The 19,938-nt window shown below is 72.1% G+C and carries 16 protein-coding genes; 11 read left to right on the forward strand and 5 right to left on the reverse strand.

Annotated elements, in window-relative coordinates; all coding sequences use genetic code 11:
- Positions 1–10: 10 nt before the first annotated feature.
- The 8 genes from ACFXOZ_RS30710 to ACFXOZ_RS30745 all read left to right on the forward strand — a co-directional run bounded on the left by ACFXOZ_RS30710 (position 11) and on the right by ACFXOZ_RS30745 (position 9,300).
- A complete protein-coding gene (locus tag ACFXOZ_RS30710; RefSeq protein WP_375884713.1) occupies positions 11–1,060 on the forward strand; it encodes an ABC transporter ATP-binding protein in 1,050 nt (349 codons plus the stop codon).
- Positions 1,053–2,069: an ABC transporter ATP-binding protein gene (locus ACFXOZ_RS30715; RefSeq protein WP_375884716.1), complete on the forward strand. Its 1,017-nt coding sequence runs from the start codon at positions 1,053–1,055 to the stop codon at positions 2,067–2,069. Before ACFXOZ_RS30710 ends, ACFXOZ_RS30715 begins: the two co-directional genes overlap by 8 nt.
- Positions 2,070–2,267: 198 nt before the next feature.
- Positions 2,268–3,893 (forward strand): ABC transporter substrate-binding protein, encoded by a 1,626-nt coding sequence (locus tag ACFXOZ_RS30720; RefSeq protein WP_380593405.1) that lies wholly within the window; start codon positions 2,268–2,270, stop codon positions 3,891–3,893.
- Between the two features lie 100 nt (positions 3,894–3,993).
- On the forward strand, positions 3,994–4,920 hold the full coding sequence (locus ACFXOZ_RS30725) for an ABC transporter permease (protein ID WP_375884720.1): 927 nt from the start codon (positions 3,994–3,996) through the stop codon (positions 4,918–4,920).
- A 76-nt stretch (positions 4,921–4,996) separates the two neighbouring features.
- Positions 4,997–5,911: an ABC transporter permease gene (locus ACFXOZ_RS30730; RefSeq protein ID WP_375884880.1), complete on the forward strand. Its 915-nt coding sequence runs from the start codon at positions 4,997–4,999 to the stop codon at positions 5,909–5,911.
- Positions 5,912–5,927: 16 nt separating this feature from the next.
- A complete protein-coding gene (locus ACFXOZ_RS30735; RefSeq protein ID WP_380593406.1) occupies positions 5,928–6,980 on the forward strand; it encodes an ABC transporter ATP-binding protein in 1,053 nt (350 codons plus the stop codon).
- Complete coding sequence (locus ACFXOZ_RS30740; protein ID WP_375884724.1) at positions 6,970–8,091, forward strand: ABC transporter ATP-binding protein; 1,122 nt, start codon at positions 6,970–6,972, stop codon at positions 8,089–8,091. Before ACFXOZ_RS30735 ends, ACFXOZ_RS30740 begins: the two co-directional genes overlap by 11 nt.
- Positions 8,092–8,250: 159 nt before the next feature.
- Positions 8,251–9,300 (forward strand): ABC transporter ATP-binding protein, encoded by a 1,050-nt coding sequence (locus tag ACFXOZ_RS30745; RefSeq protein ID WP_375884728.1) that lies wholly within the window; start codon positions 8,251–8,253, stop codon positions 9,298–9,300.
- Between the two features lie 20 nt (positions 9,301–9,320).
- On the opposite strand, the gene ACFXOZ_RS30750 is transcribed toward ACFXOZ_RS30745, so the two are convergent.
- The 5 genes from ACFXOZ_RS30750 to ACFXOZ_RS30770 all read right to left on the reverse strand — a co-directional run bounded on the left by ACFXOZ_RS30750 (position 9,321) and on the right by ACFXOZ_RS30770 (position 15,641).
- Positions 9,321–11,042, reverse strand: a complete 1,722-nt coding sequence (locus tag ACFXOZ_RS30750) for an ABC transporter family substrate-binding protein (protein WP_380593407.1) — start codon at positions 11,040–11,042, stop codon at positions 9,321–9,323.
- 200 nt (positions 11,043–11,242) lie between these two features.
- On the reverse strand, positions 11,243–13,771 hold the full coding sequence (locus ACFXOZ_RS30755; RefSeq protein ID WP_380593408.1) for a peptidoglycan binding domain-containing protein: 2,529 nt from the start codon (positions 13,769–13,771) through the stop codon (positions 11,243–11,245).
- A gap of 239 nt (positions 13,772–14,010) precedes the next feature.
- Entirely contained in the window at positions 14,011–14,469 is a 459-nt protein-coding gene (locus ACFXOZ_RS30760) for a DUF6113 family protein (RefSeq protein ID WP_380593409.1), read from the reverse strand.
- A complete protein-coding gene (gene mshB / locus ACFXOZ_RS30765) occupies positions 14,466–15,416 on the reverse strand; it encodes an N-acetyl-1-D-myo-inositol-2-amino-2-deoxy-alpha-D-glucopyranoside deacetylase (protein WP_380593410.1) in 951 nt (316 codons plus the stop codon). The genes ACFXOZ_RS30760 and mshB overlap by 4 nt, the downstream gene beginning before the upstream one ends.
- A 30-nt stretch (positions 15,417–15,446) precedes the next feature.
- Positions 15,447–15,641 (reverse strand): DUF2304 family protein, encoded by a 195-nt coding sequence (locus tag ACFXOZ_RS30770; protein WP_030062563.1) that lies wholly within the window; start codon positions 15,639–15,641, stop codon positions 15,447–15,449.
- Positions 15,642–15,956: 315 nt separating this feature from the next.
- Here ACFXOZ_RS30770 and ACFXOZ_RS30775 point away from each other — a divergent pair, with 315 nt between their 5' ends.
- The 3 genes from ACFXOZ_RS30775 to ACFXOZ_RS30785 all read left to right on the forward strand — a co-directional run bounded on the left by ACFXOZ_RS30775 (position 15,957) and on the right by ACFXOZ_RS30785 (position 19,937).
- Positions 15,957–18,110, forward strand: coding sequence for a prolyl oligopeptidase family serine peptidase (locus ACFXOZ_RS30775; protein WP_380593411.1), 2,154 nt, complete (start codon positions 15,957–15,959; stop codon positions 18,108–18,110).
- 145 nt (positions 18,111–18,255) lie between these two features.
- Positions 18,256–19,218: an ABC transporter ATP-binding protein gene (locus ACFXOZ_RS30780; RefSeq protein WP_375884744.1), complete on the forward strand. Its 963-nt coding sequence runs from the start codon at positions 18,256–18,258 to the stop codon at positions 19,216–19,218.
- Positions 19,215–19,937 (forward strand): ABC transporter permease, encoded by a 723-nt coding sequence (locus ACFXOZ_RS30785; protein WP_380593412.1) that lies wholly within the window; start codon positions 19,215–19,217, stop codon positions 19,935–19,937. Before ACFXOZ_RS30780 ends, ACFXOZ_RS30785 begins: the two co-directional genes overlap by 4 nt.
- The last annotated feature ends 1 nt before the right edge of the window (position 19,938 follow it).

Below are 19,938 nucleotides of genomic sequence, written 5' to 3' on the forward strand. Positions count from 1 at the left end.
TGACGACCCGATGACCACCGTGATCGAGAACAACCAGAAGAGCGATCGTCTCGAAGTCGGAACCCCGCTCCTGGAGGTCAAGGACCTCCACGTGGAGTTCCACACCCGGGACGGCGTCGCCAAGGCCGTCAACGGCGTCAACTACTCCGTCGCGGCCGGCGAGACCCTCGCCGTCCTCGGCGAGTCCGGCTCCGGCAAGTCCGTGACGGCCCAGACCATCATGGGCATCCTGGACATGCCCCCGGGCAAGGTGACCCAGGGCGAGATCCTGTTCCGCGGCCGGGACATGCTCAAGATGAGCAACGAGGAGCGGCGCAAGATCCGCGGCCAGAAGATCGCGATGATCTTCCAGGACGCGCTCTCGGCGCTCAACCCCGTGCTCAGCGTGGGCTACCAGCTCGGCGAGATGTTCCGGGTGCACCAGGGCGCCTCCAAGTCCGAGGCCAAGGCCAAGGCCATCGAGCTGATGGACCGGGTGCGCATCCCCGCCGCCAAGCAGCGGGTGAACGACTACCCGCACCAGTTCTCCGGCGGCATGCGCCAGCGCATCATGATCGCCATGGCGCTGTCGATGCAGCCCGACCTGATCATCGCCGACGAGCCCACCACCGCGCTGGACGTCACCGTCCAGGCCCAGGTGATGGACCTGCTGGCGGAGCTCCAGGCCGAGTACAACATGGGCCTGATCCTGATCACCCACGACCTCGGCGTGGTCGCCGACGTCGCGGACAAGATCGCCGTGATGTACGCGGGCCGGATCGTCGAGACCGCCCCGGTGCACGAGCTGTACGCGAACCCCGCGCACCCGTACACCAAGGGCCTGCTGCGCTCGATCCCGCGCCTGGACCAGAAGGGCCAGGAGCTGTACGCGATCAAGGGCCTGCCCCCGAACCTGCTCAAGGTTCCGGCCGGCTGCGCGTTCAACCCCCGCTGCGACGTCGCCACCGACCTGTGCCGCACGGAGGTCCCGCTGCTGCACCACGTGACCGACGAGGACGGCACGGAGATCACCGGCCGCCGCAGCGCGTGCCACCTCTGGAAGGAGACCCTCCATGGCTGAGAACATCCTGGAGGTCAAGGACCTGGTCAAGCACTACCCGCTGACCCAGGGCGTCCTGTTCAAGAAGCAGGTCGGCGCGGTCAAGGCCGTCGACGGCATCAGCTTCGAGCTCAAGAAGGGCGAGACGCTCGGCATCGTCGGCGAGTCCGGCTGTGGCAAGTCCACGCTGGCCAAGGTGCTGATGAACCTGGAGCGGGCCACCTCCGGTCAGGTGCTGTTCAAGGGCGAGGACATCTCCACCCTGAGCGGCGCGGCCCTCAAGGCCGTCCGACGCAACATCCAGATGGTGTTCCAGGACCCGTACACCTCGCTGAACCCGCGCATGACGGTCGGCGACATCATCGGTGAGCCGTTCGAGATCCACCCCGAGGTGGCGCCCAAGGGCGACCGCCGCAAGGCCGTCCAGGACCTGCTGGACGTCGTGGGTCTGAACCCGGAGTACATCAACCGGTACCCGCACCAGTTCTCCGGCGGCCAGCGCCAGCGCATCGGCATCGCCCGCGGCCTCGCGCTCAAGCCGGAGATCATCATCTGCGACGAGCCGGTCTCGGCCCTGGACGTGTCCGTCCAGGCGCAGGTGATCAACCTGCTGGAGCAGCTGCAGGGCGAGTTCGGCCTGTCGTACATGTTCATCGCGCACGACCTCTCCATCGTCCGGCACATCTCCGACCGCGTCGGCGTGATGTACCTGGGCAAGATGGTCGAGATCGGCTCCGACGAGCAGATCTACGAGAACGCCACCCACCCGTACACCCAGGCGCTGCTGTCGGCCGTGCCGGTGCCGGACCCGACGGCGCGCGAGTCCCGCGAGCGGATCATCCTCACCGGGGACATCCCCTCGCCGGCCAACCCGCCGTCCGGCTGCCGCTTCCGCACCCGCTGCTGGAAGGCGGAGGAGCGCTGCGCCGAGGAGATCCCGCTGCTGGCGATCCCGACCACGCTGGAGGGCCCGGCCGCCCACGAGTCGGCCTGCCACTTCGCCGAGGTCCGGGAGTCGGCCGCGGCCTGACGTCCCGTACGCACCAGGAAGGGTCCGCGGCTCCGGCCGCGGGCCCTTCCGGCGTTCCGGGCGCCGGGAGGACCCGGCGCCGCGTCAACTCGGCAGGGGGGTCACGGCACCCGTCCGGGTGCACCCGGCTCGCGCCGTCGCCGGGGCGCGCTTCTCATGGGGTGTGATGCGACACACACCCCTTGAGGAGGGACCTCCATGCCCGTAGCCGCCCGTGCTCGCCTGGTCCTCGCCGCTGCGACGTCCGTGGTCCTGGTGGCCACCGGGTGCGGCAGCAGCGGGGGAGGCGGTGGCAACGGCTCGTCGGACGCCGGCAAGACGTTCAGCTACCAGAGCAATGAGCCGCAGAACCCACTGCAGCCCGCCAACGCCAACGAGGTGGGCGGCGGTCGCATCATCCAGAACCTGTTCAAGGGGCTGGTCGACTACGACCCCAGCAACGCCAAGATCCGGATGCAGGTCGCGGACAAGATCGACACCAGTGACTCGCAGACCTTCACCATCACCCTGAAGGACGGCTGGAAGTTCCACGACGGCACCCCGGTGCACGCCAAGAACTTCGTGGACGCCTGGAACTGGGGCGCCAACCCGGCCAACGCCCAGATCAACAGCTCCTGGTTCTCCGACATCGAGGGCTACCAGGACGTCCACCCGGCCAGCGGCAAGGCGACCACGGACAAGATGTCCGGCCTGAGCGTCACCGACGACCTGCACTTCACCGTCAAGCTCAGCCACAAGGTCTCGTACTTCGAGTACAAGCTCGGCTACATCGCCTTCTCGCCGCTGCCGGACGCCTTCTTCAAGGACCCGGCCGGGTACGGGCAGAAGCCGGTGGGCAACGGCCCGTACCAGTTCGTCAGCTGGTCGCACAACACCGAGGTGGTCACCAAGACCTTCCCGGACTACCAGGGCGTGGACAAGCCGAAGAACGGCGGCATCGTCTTCAAGATGTACACCACGTCCGAGGCCGCCTACGCGGACCTCCAGTCCAGCAACCTCGACGTGATGGACCAGGTGCCGCCGTCGGCGCTGGCGAACTACAAGAACGACCTCGGCGACCGGGCCATCGACGCCCCGCAGGGCGCGATCCAGAACATCGGCTTCACGCTGTACCAGGCCGACTGGTCCTCGCCGGACAAGGCGAAGGTGCGCCAGGGCCTGTCGATGGCGATCGACCGGGACATCATCACCAAGACGGTGCTCCAGGGCTCCCGCAAGCCCGCCACCGCCTGGGTCGCCGAGGGCGTCGAGGGCTACAAGGACGGCGCCTGCGGCGACTTCTGCAAGTTCGACGCGGCCAAGGCCAAGCAGCTGATCCAGGAGGGCGGCGGTGTCCCCGGCAACAAGCTGCTGATCACCTACAACGCGGACGGCGGCCACAAGGAGTGGGTCGACGCCGTCTGCAACTCGATCCGGCAGAGCACCGGCGTGGACTGCCTGGGCGACCCGAAGCCCGACTTCAAGACCGCCCGCGCGGCGATCACCGCCCACCAGCTCAACGGAGCCTTCCGCACCGGCTGGGTGCAGGACTACCCGCTGAACGCCAACTTCCTCTCCGACGTCTACCGCACCGGCGCGGCCTCCAACGACTTCGGCTACAGCAACCCGCAGTTCGACGACGCCGCCACCAAGGCCGACGAGGCCGCCAGCGTCGCCGACACGGTGACCGGCTACCAGCAGGCCGAGGCGGTGCTGCCGAGCGGCATGCCGGCCATCCCGCTCTGGTACTACCGCACCAACTCGGGCTACTCGAACAAGGTGCAGAACGTGAAGTTCGACTCCTTCGGCAACCCGGCCTGGACCCAGGTCGAGGTCAAGGGCTGACCCGCCCCCCACGCGGCCCCGCCCTCCCCGCACGGAGGGCGGGGCCCGGTCCTCCCGGCCGGTCGCCCCCGGCCGGGTCACGCCCTGGAAGGAGGCTCGGATGGGCAGTTACGTGCTGCGGCGGGTGCTGCAGATGATCCCGGTGTTCTTCGGCACCACGCTGCTGATCTTCCTGATGGTCTACACGCTGCCCGGAGACCCGGTGACGGCGCTGTTCGGGGAGAAGGCGGCCGACCCGGCCGTGGTGGCCAGCATCAAGCACAAGTACTTCCTCGACCAACCGGTCTGGAAGCAGTACCTGCACTACATGGCGAACCTGTTCCAGGGCGACTTCGGCACCAGCTTCACCGGCCGCCCGGTCTCCGACATCATGGCCGGGGCCTTCCCGGTCACCATCCGGCTCGCGCTGCTGGCCTTCGTGTTCGAGCTGGTCCTCGGCCTCGCCCTCGGCCTGGTTTCCGGACTGTGGCGCGGCAGCATCGCGGACACCCTGGTGCTGGTGCTGACCCTGGTGGTGATCTCGATCCCGGTCTTCGTGCTGGCGTACATCGCGCAGACGATCTTCGCCACCAATCTGGGCTGGGTCACCCCGACCGTGCAGGACAGCTACGACCTCTCCCAACTCGTCCTGCCCGCCGTGGTGCTGGGCTCGCTCTCGCTCGCCTACGTGGCCCGGCTGACCCGGACCTCGATCGGCGAGAACCTGCGGGCCGACTACATGCGCACCGCCGTCGCCAAGGGCCTGCCCCGGCGCACCATCATCCTGCGCCACCTGCTGCGCAACTCGCTGATCCCGGTGGTCACCTTCCTCGGCACCGACCTGGGCGCCCTGATGGGCGGCGCGATCGTCACCGAGGGCATCTTCAACGTGCAGGGCATCGGCAACGTCCTGTACCGGGCGATCAACACGAAGGAAGGGCCCACCGTGGTCGGCATCGTGACCGTCCTGGTGATCGTCTACCTGGTCGCCAGCCTGCTCGTCGACCTGCTCTACGCGGTCCTGGACCCGAGGATCCGCTATGCCTGACATCCACGACGAGGACTCGCCCAAGCCGCACCCCAAGCCCGGCGTCGCACGCCTGGACTACGCGGGCGAGCAGGGCATGGCGGTCGAGCAGGAGACCCTGGTCGAACCCGACGTGGAGAAGCGGGAGGAAGCCCGCAGCCTCTGGGGCGACGCCTGGCGGGACCTGCGCCGGCGGCCGATCTTCCTGATCTCCGCGGTGCTGATCCTGCTGCTGGTGGTGATGGCGGTCTTCCCGTACGCCTTCACCGACGCCGACCCGCGCAAGGCCGACCTGGTGAACGACTACCTGCGCCGGCCCGCCTGGGGCGACGTCTTCGGCACCGGCTGGTTCGGCTACGACGCCCAGGGCCGCTCCATCTTCGCCCGGGTCATCTACGGCGCCCGCGCCTCGATCACCGTCGGCATCTTCGTGACCGCCGCGGTCACCGTGCTCGGCGGGCTGACCGGCATGGTCGCCGGGTACTTCGGCGGCGCCGTGGACGCGGTGATCTCCCGGATCATCGACATCTTCTTCGGCATCCCGCTGCTGCTCGGCGCCCTGGTGCTGCTGAACGCCTTCGCCACCCGCACGGTCTGGAGCGTGGTCATCGCCCTCGGCGTGCTCGGCTGGACCCAGATCGCCCGCGTCATGCGCGGCGCGGTGCTGACCGTCAAACAGGCCGACTACGTGGTGGCCGGCCGGGCGCTCGGCGCCGGGACGGGGCGGCTGATGTTCCGGCACATCCTGCCGAACGCGATCGCCCCGGTGATCGTGGTCGCCACCATCGCGCTCGGCGGCTACATCGCGGCCGAGGCCACGCTGAGCTTCCTCGGCATCGGCCTCCAGGACCCGACCATCTCCTGGGGCATCGACATCTCCTCCGCCCAGAAGGTGATCCGCACGGCGCCGTACGTGCTGTTCTTCCCGGCCGCGGCGCTCTCCGTCACCGTGCTGGCCTTCATCATGCTGGGCGACGCGGTGCGCGACGCCCTCGACCCGAAGCTTCGCTGAGCGAGGGGAGCGCATCGTGAGTACAGCTGTGGACGCCACCGGGCAGGAACGGCAGACGCCCTACGAGGGGCCGCTGCTCGACGTGCGGGACCTGCACGTCGAGTTCGTCACCCGGGACGGCGTCGCCAAGGCCGTCAACGGGGTCAACTACAGCGTCCGGGCCGGGGAGACGCTGGCGGTGCTGGGCGAGTCCGGCTCCGGGAAGTCGGTGACCGCCCAGGCGATCATGGGCATCCTGGACATGCCGCCGGCCCGGATCCCGCGCGGGGAGATCCGCTTCCGCGGCCAGGACATGTTGACGATGGGCAAGGAGGAGCGGCGCAGGATCCGCGGCCGGAAGATCGCGATGATCTTCCAGGACGCGCTGTCCGCCCTCAACCCGGTGCTCAGCGTGGGCTACCAGCTCGGCGAGATGTTCCGGGCGCACCAGGGCGTCTCCCGGGCCGAGGCGAAGGTGAAGGCCGTCGAGCTGATGGAGCGGGTGCGCATCCCGGCGGCCAAGCAGCGGGTCGGCGACTACCCGCACCAGTTCTCCGGCGGCATGCGCCAGCGCATCATGATCGCCATGGCGCTGGCGCTGGAGCCGGACCTGATCATCGCCGACGAGCCCACCACCGCGCTGGACGTCACGGTGCAGGCCCAGGTGATGGACCTGCTGGCGGAGCTCCAGGCCGAGTTCCACATGGGGCTCATCCTGATCACCCACGACCTGGGCGTGGTCGCCGACGTCGCGGACAAGATCGCCGTGATGTACGCGGGCCGGATCGTCGAGACGGCGCCCGTGCACGAGCTGTACGCCCGGCCCGCGCACCCGTACACCCGCGGCCTGCTGGACTCCATCCCCCGGCTGGACCAGAAGGGCCACGAGCTCTACGCCATCAAGGGCCTGCCGCCCAACCTGCTGCGGATCCCCCCGGGCTGCGCCTTCAACCCCCGCTGCCCGCGGGCGCAGGACGTCTGCCGGGCCGAGGTGCCGGAGCTGTTCCCGGTCACCGAGGAGGACGGCACCCCGCTGGAGGGTCGCGGCAGCGCCTGCTTCTTCTGGAAGGAGACCCTCCATGGCCGTTAACGGGGCCAGCGCGATGGGCGTGGCGGTGCCGGAGGAGGTCGCCTTCGAGCAGCCGGTGCCGCGCGGCGAGCCGATCCTGGAGGTCCGGGACCTGGTCAAGCACTTCCCGCTGACCAAGGGCGTGCTGTTCAGGAAGCAGGTCGGCGCGGTCAAGGCGGTGGACGGGGTCAGCTTCGACCTGATGCAGGGCGAGACGCTCGGCATCGTCGGCGAGTCCGGCTGCGGCAAGTCCACGCTGGCCAAGGTGCTGATGAACCTGGAGCCGGCCACCGGAGGGTCCGTCCGCTACAAGGGCGAGGAGATCTCCCGGCTCTCCGGGGCCGGGTTGAAGGCCGTCCGGCGCAACATCCAGATGGTGTTCCAGGACCCGTACACCTCGCTGAACCCGCGGATGACGGTCGGCGACATCATCGGTGAGCCGTTCGAGATCCACCCCGAGGTGGCGCCCAAGGGCGACCGCCGCAAGGCCGTCCAGGACCTGCTGGACGTGGTCGGGCTCAACCCGGAGTACATCAACCGGTACCCGCACCAGTTCTCCGGCGGCCAGCGCCAGCGGATCGGCATCGCACGGGGGTTGGCGCTCAAGCCGGAGATCATCATCTGCGACGAGCCGGTCTCCGCGCTGGACGTGTCCGTGCAGGCGCAGGTGATCAACCTGCTGGAGCAGCTGCAGGGCGAGTTCAACCTCTCGTACATGTTCATCGCCCACGACCTCTCCATCGTCCGGCACATCTCCGACCGGGTGGGGGTGATGTACCTGGGGAAGATGGTCGAGCTCGGCAGCGACCTGGAGATCTACGACCACGCGACCCACCCGTACACCCAGGCGCTGCTGTCGGCGGTGCCGGTGCCGGACCCGACGGCGCGCGAGAGCCGGGACCGGATCGTGCTCACCGGGGACGTGCCCTCGCCGGCCAACCCGCCCTCGGGGTGCCGGTTCCGCACCCGCTGCTGGAAGGCGCAGGAGCGGTGCTCGGTGGAGGTGCCGCTGCTGGCCGCGCCGGGCTGGCTGAACGGCGCCGCGGTGCACGACTCGGCGTGTCACTTCGCCGCGGAGCGCGGGAGCGGGCAGGACACGGCGCAGAACGGGAGCGGGCCGGGCACCCCCTGACCCCCTGCCACCGAAGGGCGCGTCCTCGTACCGGGGGCGCGCCCTTCGCCGTGATGGAACCGAGATCTGCCGCGCACTCCCCAAGTGCACGCCGTTCCTTGATAGTTGCACTGCGCCTGGCTGTCGATGGTCGCTGCTGCGCTGAGGAGGCCTGCCCGGATGGATGCGGTCGAGGTGGTCGGCGGCGGACGGGAGAACCTGGTGCCCGGGACGCCGTTGCTGGAGGTCGAGGACCTGCACATCGAGTTCCACACCCAGGACGGCGTCGCCAGGGCCGTCAACGGGGTGAGCTACTCGGTGGCGGCGGGGGAGACGCTGGCGGTGCTGGGCGAGTCCGGTTCCGGGAAGTCGGTGACGGCGCAGGCGATCATGGGCATCCTGGACGTGCCGCCCGGCCGGATCACCTCGGGCCGGATCCTGTTCCGGGGTGACGACCTGCTGACCATGAGCCCCCGGCTCCGGCGGACCGTCCGGGGCCGGCAGATCGCGATGATCTTCCAGGACGCGCTGTCCGCGCTCAACCCGGTGCTCAGCGTGGGCTACCAGCTGGGCGAGATGTTCCGGGTGCACCAGGGGCTGTCGCGCGCCGAGGCGAAGGTGAAGGCCGTCGAGCTGATGGACCGGGTGCGCATCCCGGCGGCCAAGCAGCGGGTCGGCGACTACCCGCACCAGTTCTCCGGCGGCATGCGCCAGCGCATCATGATCGCGATGGCGCTGTCCCTGGAGCCGGACCTGATCATCGCCGACGAGCCCACCACCGCCCTGGACGTCACCGTCCAGGCCCAGGTGATGGACCTGCTGGCCGAGTTGCAGGCCGAGTTCAACATGGGCCTGATCCTGATCACCCACGACCTCGGCGTGGTCGCCGACGTCGCGGACAAGATCGCCGTGATGTACGCGGGCCGGATCGTCGAGACCGCCCCCGTGCACCAGCTGTACGCCCGGCCCGCGCACCCGTACACCCGGGGACTGCTGGACTCCATCCCCCGGCTGGACCAGAAGGGCCAGGACCTGCACGCCATCAAGGGCCTGCCGCCCAGCCTGCTGCGCATCCCGGAGGGCTGCGCGTTCAACCCCCGCTGCGACCGGGTGCAGGACCGCTGCCTGACCGAACTCCCGCCGCTGGTACCGGTGGCGGACGCGGAGGGGGCCGAGCTGCCCGGCCGCCGCAGCGCCTGCCACTACTGGCGGGAGACCCTGCACGGCTGAGACCGGCCGGCGCCGGGACGCTACTTGGTGAAGCCGACGTTCTCCCAGACGATGTCGGACAGGCCCTGGGCGCCGATGTTGGCGAGGTCGGCGCGGGCGCCGTACAGCTGCGGGCGCTGGTAGAGCGGCAGGACGCCGGCCACCTTCCAGAGCTCGCCGTCGGCCTGGTTGATCGCCTCGGAGGCGGTGCTGGCGTCGGTGGCGCCGGCGGCCCGGTCGAGTGCGGCGTCCACCGCGGAACTGCCGGCGCCGGCCCGGTTGGTGGAGCTGTTCTGGGCGTAGCTCGCGCGGCTGCCGCTGGCCGGGAACGGGGTGCCGAGCAGCGCGTAGACGGCGATGTCGAAGTCGTTGCGGTTGACGTACTTGTCGAAGAACTCGTTGGGGGCGGCGGTCACCGGGGTGACCTTGATGCCGACGTCCTTGAGCATCCTCGACACCGAGGCCGTCTCGTTCTGGGCCACGGCCACCCCGGCGGGGACGACCATCCGCAGGTTCAGCTCGTGGCCGTCCTTCTTCCGCACCTCGCCGTCGAGCTTCCAGCCCGCCGCGTCCAGCTTGCGGGCGGCCTCGGCCGGGTCGAAGCGCGACAGCCCCAGGGAGTTGTCGCGGTAGCCGTTCTGGTTGGCGACCAGCAGGTGGTTGTTGAGCGGGACGGCGGGCCAGTCCAGGCCGTTGAGGTCGGTGCGGATCAGGGCGTCCCGGTTGATCGCCTGGAGGACGGCCTGGCGGACGGTCGCGTCGGCGAGCACGGGGTTGCGGGCGTTCAGGGTGAGCTGGCGGAAGTCCGGCCCGCCGGCCCGGCGCACGGCCGCCCCCTTGGTGTTCCTGATGACCTGGTAGCCGGCCAGGTCCGGACCGTTGTTGAGGAGGTCGATCTCGCCCTTGGCGAAGGCGGTGCGCATCGCGTCGGGCAGCATGGCGTGGAAGACGATCCGGTCCAGCACCGGCTTGTCGCCCCACCAGGTCGGGTCGGCGACCAGGGTGACGGTCTGCGCCGACGGGTCCAGCCGCTCGACCTTGAAGGGGCCGGCGGTGAGCGGGATGGCGTCCAGGTAGGCCGAGTTGAACGACTCCGGGGTGGACACCTTGCTCGCGGGCAGCAGCGGCGCGTTGGCGGCGCCGTTGAACATCGACTGCCACTCGGAGAACGGCCGGTCGAAGGTCATCACGGCCTGGAAGTCGTCCTTGCCCCGCTCGACCGAGCTGACCAGCTCGAAGCCGGAGGTGCTGGAGGGCCGGTACGCCGGGTCCTTGCCGTTCATGGCGCGCCAGTTGGCCTCGATGTCGCGCCAGGTGATCGGGGTGCCGTCGGACCAGTGGGCCTTCGGGTTGAGCGTCCAGGTGACCACCTGGTGGCCGTCCCTGAGCTCGGCGTGGGCCTCCTGGAGGTAGGCCGGGTTGACGGTCTGGGTGCCCGCCGCGTCGGAGCGGAAGAAGGTCGGCAGCAGCGGCTTGCCGACCGCGACGGTCGAGGACTCGGTGCCGTCGGTGTGGATCGGCGACCACTGGTGGGAGAACTGGGAGATCGCCAGGTTCAGGGTGCCGCCCTGGCGCAGCCGGGCGCGGTCGTGGGCGTTGATGTCGACCGAGGTCAGCTTGGGCACCCCGGTGGCGGCGACCGGGGCGTCCGCGACGGCGCCGTCCGACCCCGCGGAGCAGGAGCAGAGCGCGAGGGAGAGCGTCAGGACGGTGAGGCCGGCGAGCAGTGCCGTCCGGTGGTGCTGGAGGCTGCGGCGGCCCATCGGCGTGGCTCCCGGGGTGACTGTGACGGATGGTGTGGCGTCACATCTTGCTGACGGGAGGGGGAGTTGTCGAGGGGCGGGACGGCCGCGACCGTGCGGTGCGGCGGCCCCGCCCCTCGTTCGTGCCCGGCTCGTCGGCCGGTGCCGTCGGACGGTGGGTGCCGTCCGGCGTCCGGGCGTCAGGCGTCAGGCGTCAGACGTCAGGCAACGGTGAACTTGAAGGTGCGTTCCTTGTCACCGGTCTTGTCGAACAGCGAGGTGACGGCGTCCGCGACGTCCTGGGTGGTGATCGCGGCGGTCTGGCCGTTCTTCTTGGCCTTCACCTTGTCGAACGCGCCGTTGAGCAGGGAGCCCAGCGCGTCGAGGTCCCACTTGGGCGCGATCTTGCCGGAGGCGTCCGGGGCCAGGGTGAGCGCCTTGGCCGCGGTCTTCGGGCCGAAGTCCCAGGTCTTGGCACCGGCCACGATGTGGATCTTCCCGCTGGTGACCTGCTTGCCGAGGCTGTCCGCGGCGGCCTGGAGGGCCTGGGTGGAGACCTTGGGCTGGGCGGCCGTGACGGCCAGCGCGATCGGCTGGTCCGGCTTGCCGGCGGCGCGGTCGCGGTAGGCCTGCTCGATCACGTCCAGCGCGGCGTTGGTGTCCACCGCCTGGCCGGCCTTGCCGGGGACGACGACCGGGTCGCCGTTGTCGGCGAACTTGACGTAGCCCTCCTGCAGGCCCTGGCCCGAGCCGACCGCCAGCGAGTCCAGCGCGGCCTTGAGCTTGGCGCGGTCGACCCGGACCTCCGGGGCGACGGCCTTGGTGCCGCCCTGGATCGACGTGATCACGGTGACCGGGTTGTAGCTGTGCGCGGCGAGGCCGTCCACGGTGGCCGTGGTGTCGAAGCTCAGGCCGGCGACCGTCGGGTCCAGGTCGACGCTCTGGTCGCCGATCTTGAGCTTGAGCGGCTGCTGTCCGGCCTTGCCGACCGAGGCGTCCAGCGCGTGGATCGCCTGGTCACGGCCGTTGCCGCCGATGTCCGTGCCGAGCACCACGGTGCCCTTGGGGATGTCGGACTGGTTGAGCATCAGGCCGGTGCCGTAGGCGGCGGCGCCGAGGAAGAACACCCCGCCGACGGCGTAGACGCCGAGCTTGACCAGCTTCTTCGGGCCGCCGCGCTTGGCCTTCGCCTTGCCCTTGCCCTTGCCCTTGCCGTTGGCCGGGGCGGCCGGCTCGGTCTTGGCGGGTGCCGGGCCGGACGTGGGAGCCGGCCCGGGGACGGCGCCGGGGAGGAACGGGGCGGCGTCGACCTGGGCGCCGGGACCGTCCGCCGCGCCCTGGGGGCCGGGGGCGGGCAGCGGGGTGACCTCGGTGGCCTCCGGGTCACGACCGGCCCGCCGGGGCCCGCCGGGGGCGGGCTGCGGGGCCGGCTGGGAGCCGGGCTGGGGCGCGCCGGGGAAGAGCCCGCCGGGGCCCGCCGGGGTGGCGAAGGGGTCCTGGCCGGGGGCGGCCGGGCGCTGGGTGGCGAACGGGTCGGCACCGGTCGGGGCGGAGGCGAACAGGCCCGGCTGCGGACGGCCGTCGAAGCCGTCCGGGCCGCCGTGCGGCGCGGTGCCGTTCGGGGCGGTGCCGTTCGGGACAGCGCCGTTCGGGGCGGTGCCGTTCCGGGGCAGGCCGGGTATGGCGGCCGGGGGCGCGCCGTGCTCGCGGATCGGCGCGAAGCCGTCCACCGAGGTGTCCTCCGGGCCGGGCTCGGCCTGCGGGAAGCCGTTCTGCGGCAGCCCGCTCGGTGGGAACCCGCCCTGCGGGGCGCCGCCCTGCTGGAGGCCGCCCTGGGGCAGCCCGCCCTGCTGGGGGCCGCCCTGCTGGTGCGGCGACGGCTGCTGCGGACGGCTGCCGCGCGGGCCGCGCTGGTCGCCGCGGCCGCGCGCGCCGGCGGCGGGGCCGGTCGGGCCGGTCGGGGCGAACGGATCGGCGACCGGTGCGAACGGGTCGGCGCTCTCGTACACCCCGGGCTCCTCGGCCGGGCCCCCGGCGCCGTAGGGCGAGGCGGGGGCGGCCGGGGCGGCGCCCTGGTGCGGGGCCTGGCCCCGGGTGGGCAGCGGGCGGCCGTTCGGCCGGGCGGCGCCGGCGTCCGGAGCCGGGCGGGCGCCGTTCGGGGCGGACTGCGGCCGGGCCTCGGCGCCGGGGCCGGGCACGGCCGGGGCCTCCGGCGTGCTCGGGACGCTCGGGGCGCCGACCGGCACGGCGGCCGGGGCGGGTTCGGCGGCCGGCGCCTTCTTCTGCCGCGGCCGGAACCACGCGCCGGTGGACTCGGACTCCGAGGTCGCCGGCGGGATCGGCGGGATCTGCCACTCCGGCGGCAGGTTGGGCGGGGTGGCGGAGCCGGAGCCGCCCTCCATCACGCCGAGGACGGGCGAGGCGGGTGCGGAGCGGTGTCGCGGGCCGCCCGGCTCGGTGCCCGGCGCGAACGGGTCGGCCGGGCCGTCGTCGCCCCGGGCGGTCTCGTTCTTGACGGTGCTGCGGACGACGACCGGCGGGATCGGGCGCGAGCCGGGGATGTTGATCCGGACCCTGGTGGTCAGGGTCGTCTCGGTCTTCGGACCGTCGTCCTCGCCGCCCGACCCGGTGTCGGCCCGGTCACCGCCGGGGCCCGCCGGGGTGCCGTAGGGCGGCGTGCCCGACGGGTAGGCGTCCGGACCCGTGCGCCGGGGCGTCGGGTTGGCGTTGTCAGATTCGCGGCTGCTCAATGCTGCTCTGCTCCGGGTTCGCGGGCGGGCCGTGCGGCGCGACCGCGGTTCGTGGTCGCCGGGCCTGGGGCAAACGGCGGTCGGGTACGACGTACTGCGGGACCACCATACTGGGAAGAACTGAGCGGTGAACGGCTTCGGACAGATCCTGATACGTCCGGTTCCTCCGGTATGAGAGTACGGCGGAGTGGTCCTGACTGCGCGTTGTGTGCGCTACCGTACGCGGCCGCCCGCCGGGTTCAGCGCTTGGGGTTGGGGACGCCGGGGAACCAGCTGGTGCGGGTGGGCAGGGTGGCGCAGATCACGCCCAGGATCGAGCCGACGAACAGCCAGGCCAGCGATGTGGCATTGGACCAGAGCACGTTGTCGCCCTCCGGCCGGGGCACCATCAGCAGCAGCATCGCCAGGAACCAGCCGCCGGCGGGCATCCCGGCGCCCAGCTTGGTGCCGGTGACCCGCAGGCCGGCGTAGAAGGTCGCGGCGGTGGCGGCGAGCGCCAGCAGAACTCCCACGGGCGGCCACAGGGCCTGCACAAAGGATCCGCACACCGACACCGCGATGCCCAGCAGGAAGAACAGGACATACGCCGCGATCCGGGCGGCGCGCGGGGGTTGGGGCTCGGCCAGCCGCTCCTCGCGGGTGCCGAGCACGGTGGCCGCGACCGATCGGGTCCTCGGCTTGGCGGCGGGCGCGGTCATCGGGCGTTCCCCTCGCTCGGGGCCGGGTCGGTTCCCGGGCCTGTCGGGTCGGTTCCCGGGCCCGTGGCGTCGGCGCCGAGGCCCGCGAAGAGGTCGTGCTCGGGCCGCTCCGGCCCGGCCTGGCCGCGTACCAACTGGTAGTACTCGGTGGCGAACAGGGGCTGGCCGAGGTGGTTGGAGAGCGCGAAGGAGTCGCCGGCCACGGTGATCTGGGTGGCGTGCGCGGTCAGTGCGGCGGTCTTGGGGGCGGCGTAGCCGGTGCCGTCCAGCACGGTGGTGACCACCTCGTCGGCCACCACCCCGGGGACGTCGCCGGGGAGCGCGACGCCCGGGAAGCGCGCCTCGGCCGCGGTGGCGGCGAGGCCGGCGTCCAGCACCGAGCGGGGCATCCGGTTCCAGTACACCTTGGCGATCCGCCAGGGAGCGCCCGCCTCCGGGGCGTGCGCCGGGTCGGCGGCCAGCTCGTACGCGCGCATCGCGACCCGGTGCGCCTGGATGTGGTCCGGGTGCCCGTAGCCGCCGTTCTCGTCGTACGTGACCAGCACCTGCGGCCGCACCTCGCGGATCACCGCGACCAGGTGGCCCGCCGCCTCGTCGACGTCGGCCCGCCAGAAGCAGCCGGGGACGTCGTTCTCGGGCACGCCCATCATCCCGGAGTCGCGGTAGCGCCCCGGCCCGCCGAGGAAGCGGAAGTCCGTGACGCCGAGCGCGCGCATCGCCGCGGTCAGCTCGCCGATCCGGTGGGCGCCGAGGGTGTCGTCCCGATCGGCCGTCAGGTGGGCCAGCGCGGGCGGGATCACCTCGCCGCCCTCGCCGAGGGTGCAGGTCACCAGCGTCACCCGGGCGCCCTCGGCGGCGTACCTGGCCATGGTGGCGCCGTTGCCGATCGACTCGTCGTCGGGGTGGGCGTGCACCAGGAGGAGGCTGCGGCCGGTAGTCGCGGTCATGGGAGGAAGCCTAACGACCGCGCTGCGGGGTCAGAGCTTGAGGCCGTTGATCATCCCGGCGAGGTTGCTGGTGACCTGGCTGATCGACGGTGCGATCGAGCTGGACGCCAGGTAGAAGCCGAGCAGTGCGCAGACGATCGCGTGCGCCAGCTTGAGGCCGGAGCGGCGGATCAGCACCACCACGATGACGAGCATCAGCACGGCTGCGGAGATGTTCATGGCCATGTGGGCTCACACCCCTTCTCGGGCGCCGGCCCCCGGGGGAGGGCGGCGGTGGGACCGTACGGGAATCGGGGCCGGGTGGCCGGCGGGCCCGGGACGGGGCCCGACGATCACTCGCCTGACCAGTCATACCCGATGGGTAAGGGGAGCATTACATTCAGTGAGTCCGCGCGCGCCGGGGCAAGGAGGCACTCGTGGGGCGCACGGGCCGGTCGGAGGGGGTGCGGGGCCCTCCGAGGCGTACTCGGGGGTGATGCTCCGAACGAGTGATCGTCAGTCACCCGGCCGTGGCAGTCGCCCGTCGTAGGGTCTGGTGCCATGACCTCCCACACTCCTGCGGACACCTTCCCCCGGCAGTACGCGCGGACCCTGCGCTACACCGTCGGCGCCCCCCGCTCCTTCTCCGTCGTACCCGACGGCTCGCGGGTCGTCTTCCTGCGCTCGCGCTCGGGCGGCGACCGGGCCAACCTGCTCTGGACCCTCGACACCGCCACCGGCGAGGAGCGGATCGCCGCCGACCCGGCGGTGCTGCTCGGCGGCGGCGAGGAGGACCTCTCGCCGGCCGAGAAGGCGCGCCGCGAACGCAGCCGGGAGAGCTCGGCCGGCATCGTCGGCTACGCCCTGGACGCCGCCGGCGACCGGGCCGCCTTCGCGCTCTCCGGCCGGCTGTTCACCGCCGACCTGGCCGCCGGCACCACCGCCGAACTGCCCGCCGTGGGCCCGCTGCTGGACCCGCGGCTCTCCCCGGACGGCGCCCACGTCGCCTACGCCAACACCGCCGGCGAACTGCGGCTGACCCGCACCGACGGCGGCGGCGACCGGGCGCTCGCCGAGCCGGACGGCCCGAACGTCACCTGGGGCCAGGCCGAGTTCATCGCCCAGGAGGAGATCGACCGCACCCGCGGCTTCTGGTGGTCCCCGGACGGCGAGCGGCTGCTGGCCGAGCGCGCCGACGACAGCCCGGTGCGCCGCTGGTGGATCGCCGACCCGGCCAACCCGGACCGCGAGCCCGCCGAGGTCGCCTACCCGGCGGCCGGCACCGCCAACGCCGAGGTCGGGCTCTGGGTGCTCGACCTGCACGGCGGACGCACCGAGGTCTCCTGGGACCACGCGGCGTTCCCGTACCTGGCCCGGGTGCACTGGTCCGAGGGCGGCGTGCCGCTGCTGCTCGTCCAGTCCCGGGACCAGCGCGCCCAGCGGGTCCTCGGTCTGGACGTGACCACCGGCGCCACCGAGGTGCTGTTCGAGGAGCACGACGAGGTCTGGCTGGAGGCCTTCCCGGGCGTGCCGGCCTGGACCCCGGACGGCAAGCTGGTCCGGATCTCCGACCAGGGCGGGGTGCGGGCGCTGGTGGTCGGCGACCAGGCCGTCACCGGGGCCGACCTGCACGTGCGGTCGGTGGTCGCGGTCACCGCGCGGGAGGTGTTCTTCAGCGCCTCCGGCGGCGCCGAGGAGAGCGACCCCGAGCCCGGCTGGATCGCCGTCGGCCGGATCAGCCACGACGGCAAGGAGCTGGCCTGGGAGTCCGCCAACGGCCGCCCGTTCACCTCCGTCACCAGCGCGGTGCACGCCGGCGGGATCACCGTCCGGGCCACCGCCGAGCCCGACCTGCCCGGCACGCTGGTGCAGGTCGCCCGCGACCTGCCGGAGGGCGTGGTGGTCGACGACGTCGCCACCGTCGCCTCGTACGCCGAGACCCCGGCCATCACCGCCCGCCCGGTCTTCCGCTTCGCGGGCGAGCGCCGCATCCCGGCCGCCGTGTTCCTGCCCACCGGCTACGACCGCGAGCGCGACGGCCTGCTGCCCGTCCTGATGGACCCGTACGGCGGCCCGCACGGCCAGCGCGTCGTCCAGGCGCACAACCCGCACCTCAACTCGCAGTGGTTCGCCGACCAGGGCTTCGCGGTGGTCGTCGCCGACGGCCGCGGCACCCCCGGGCGCGGCCCGGCCTGGGAGAAGTCCATCGCCTTCGACTTCGCCGGGGCCACCCTGGACGACCAGGTGGAGGCGCTGCGGGCGCTGGCCGACGAGTTCCCGCTGGACCTCGACCGGGTCGCGATCCGCGGCTGGTCGTACGGCGGCTACCTCGCCGCGCTCGCCGTGCTGCGCCGCCCCGACGTGTTCCACGCGGCGGTGGCCGGGGCCCCGGTGACCGACTGGGAGCTGTACGACACCCACTACACCGAGCGCTACCTGGGCCACCCGGCCGAGCTGCCCGAGGTGTACGCGGCGAACTCGCTGAACGGGTACGCGGCCGGGCTGGAACGCCCGCTGATGATCATCCACGGCCTGGCCGACGACAACGTGGTGGCCGCCCACACCCTGCGGCTCTCCTCGGCGCTGCTGGCCGCCGGGCGCCCGCACACCGTGCTGCCGCTGTCGGGCGTCACCCACATGACCCCGCAGGAGGAGGTCGCGGAGAACCTGCTGCTGCTCCAGGTCGACTTCGTGAAGCGCTCGCTGGGCCTGTAGCCGCCCGGGCCGTCGTGCCTTCGGCATGACATCCGTCATACCGAAGGCACGACGGCCGACACTGCCGCCGGCCCCGGCCCCGGCGGGACCCTGGGGTGGTGCGGACAGCTCCGCACCGGACCCCACCAGGGAGAGGAGCCGGGCGATGGTTACCGAGGTGGCCGCCTTCCGCGGCGTCGGCAAGAGCTACGGGCGGGTGCGCGCCGTGGACGGCCTGGACCTCGTGCTGCGGCCGGGCGAGACCGTCGCCCTGCTCGGCCCGAACGGCGCCGGGAAGTCCACCAGCCTGGACCTGCTGCTCGGCCTGCGCGAACCCGACCAGGGCAGCGTCACGCTGTTCGGCGCCACCCCGCGGGCGGCGATCGCGGACGGCCGGGTCGGCGCGATGCTGCAGAGCGGCGGGCTGATGACCGACGTCAAGGTCCGCGAGATCGTCGAGCTCGCCTGCAAGGTGCACCCGCGCGGCCGGCCGGTCACGGAGGTGCTGGCCGACGCCGGGATCGAGGAGATCGCCGAACGCCGGGTCGACAAGCTGTCCGGCGGCCAGGAGCAGCGGGTCCGCTTCGCCCTGGCGATCGCCGGCGACAGCGACCTGATCGTGCTGGACGAGCCCACCACCGGCATGGACGTCAGCGTCCGGCAGGCGTTCTGGGCGAGCATGCGCGCGCAGGCCGACGCCGGGCGCACGGTGCTGTTCGCCACCCACTACCTGGAGGAGGCCGACTCGATCGCCGACCGCGTCCTGGTGCTGCACCGGGGCCGGCTGATCGCCGACGGCAGCTCCGCCGAGATCAAGGCGCGCGCCGGGGCCCGCCGGATCGCCTTCGAGCTCCACGACGCCGACCTCCCCGCGGACGTCCGCTTCGACGAGGCCGTGCTGCGCTCCCTGCCGGGCGTGCAGGCGCTGGACGTCACCGCCCGCGTCCCGGGGGTGCGGACGGTGCGGATCCGGACCGCGGACGCCGACGCCGGCGTCGCCGGGATCTACCGGGCGGGCCTGTACCCCCGCGGCCTGGAGGTCGCCGGGGTCGGCCTGGAGCAGGCCTTCCTGACCATCACGGGCGAGCTGGACCGCCGGGCCGACGCCGAGAAGGAGAGCGTGCGATGACCACCCTGATCAAGCTGGAGATCCTGCGGACCCTCCGCAACCGGCGCTACCTGTTCTTCACGGTGCTCTACCCGGCGCTGATGTACGTCTTCTTCGTCAACGCCTACGGCTCCGGCAACCAGGCCGGCGGCCTGCCCGTGAAGACCTACTTCATGGTCTCGATGGCCACCTTCGGCGCGGTCGGCGCGGTGCTCACCGGCAACGCGCAGCGGATCTCGCTGGAGCGCAAGAGCGGCTGGACGCGCCAGCTGCGGCTGACCGCGCTGCCCGGCCGGGCGTACACCGTCGGCAAGATCACGGCGACCGCGGTGACCACGCTGCCGGCGATCCTGGTGGTCTTCGCGGTCGGGGCCGTCCAGGGCGTCCAGCTGAGCGCGCCGCAGTGGATCGGGCTGGCGGCCGCGCTCTGGCTGGGCAGCTTCGTCTTCGCCGCGCTGGGGGTGGCGCTGGGCTACGCGGCGGCACCGGACGCGGTGCAGCCGATCGTGATGATCACCTACATGGCGATGGCGCTGCTCGGCGGCACCTGGTTCCCGGTGAGCGGCTCGCTGGAGGGCCTCGCCCGCTTCAACCCGGTGTTCCTGTACAACAAGCTGGCCACCTTCACCCAGCCCGGGCACTCCCTGGACCTGGCCGCGGTCGCCGGACTGGCCGCCTTCTTCGCGGTGTTCGTGGCCGGCGCAGCGGTGCTGTACCGGCGTGACGCCCGCCGGGCATGAT

Source organism: Kitasatospora sp. NPDC059160 (assembly GCF_042755465.1).
Taxonomy (GTDB): domain Bacteria; phylum Actinomycetota; class Actinomycetes; order Streptomycetales; family Streptomycetaceae; genus Kitasatospora.

Coding starts and splice junctions, on each gene's coding strand:
- ACFXOZ_RS30785 (WP_380593412.1), top strand. CDS start 19,215: ATGACCACCCTGATCAAGCTGGAGATCCTGCGGACCCTCCGCAACCGG.
- ACFXOZ_RS30780 (WP_375884744.1), top strand. CDS start 18,256: ATGGTTACCGAGGTGGCCGCCTTCCGCGGCGTCGGCAAGAGCTACGGG.
- ACFXOZ_RS30775 (WP_380593411.1), top strand. CDS start 15,957: ATGACCTCCCACACTCCTGCGGACACCTTCCCCCGGCAGTACGCGCGG.
- ACFXOZ_RS30730 (WP_375884880.1), top strand. CDS start 4,997: ATGGCGGTCGAGCAGGAGACCCTGGTCGAACCCGACGTGGAGAAGCGG.
- ACFXOZ_RS30715 (WP_375884716.1), top strand. CDS start 1,053: ATGGCTGAGAACATCCTGGAGGTCAAGGACCTGGTCAAGCACTACCCG.
- ACFXOZ_RS30725 (WP_375884720.1), top strand. CDS start 3,994: ATGGGCAGTTACGTGCTGCGGCGGGTGCTGCAGATGATCCCGGTGTTC.
- ACFXOZ_RS30720 (WP_380593405.1), top strand. CDS start 2,268: ATGCCCGTAGCCGCCCGTGCTCGCCTGGTCCTCGCCGCTGCGACGTCC.
- ACFXOZ_RS30710 (WP_375884713.1), top strand. CDS start 11: ATGACCACCGTGATCGAGAACAACCAGAAGAGCGATCGTCTCGAAGTC.
- ACFXOZ_RS30770 (WP_030062563.1), bottom strand. CDS start 15,641: ATGGCCATGAACATCTCCGCAGCCGTGCTGATGCTCGTCATCGTGGTG.
- ACFXOZ_RS30750 (WP_380593407.1), bottom strand. CDS start 11,042: ATGGGCCGCCGCAGCCTCCAGCACCACCGGACGGCACTGCTCGCCGGC.
- ACFXOZ_RS30745 (WP_375884728.1), top strand. CDS start 8,251: ATGGATGCGGTCGAGGTGGTCGGCGGCGGACGGGAGAACCTGGTGCCC.
- ACFXOZ_RS30740 (WP_375884724.1), top strand. CDS start 6,970: ATGGCCGTTAACGGGGCCAGCGCGATGGGCGTGGCGGTGCCGGAGGAG.
- mshB (WP_380593410.1), bottom strand. CDS start 15,416: ATGACCGCGACTACCGGCCGCAGCCTCCTCCTGGTGCACGCCCACCCC.
- ACFXOZ_RS30760 (WP_380593409.1), bottom strand. CDS start 14,469: ATGACCGCGCCCGCCGCCAAGCCGAGGACCCGATCGGTCGCGGCCACC.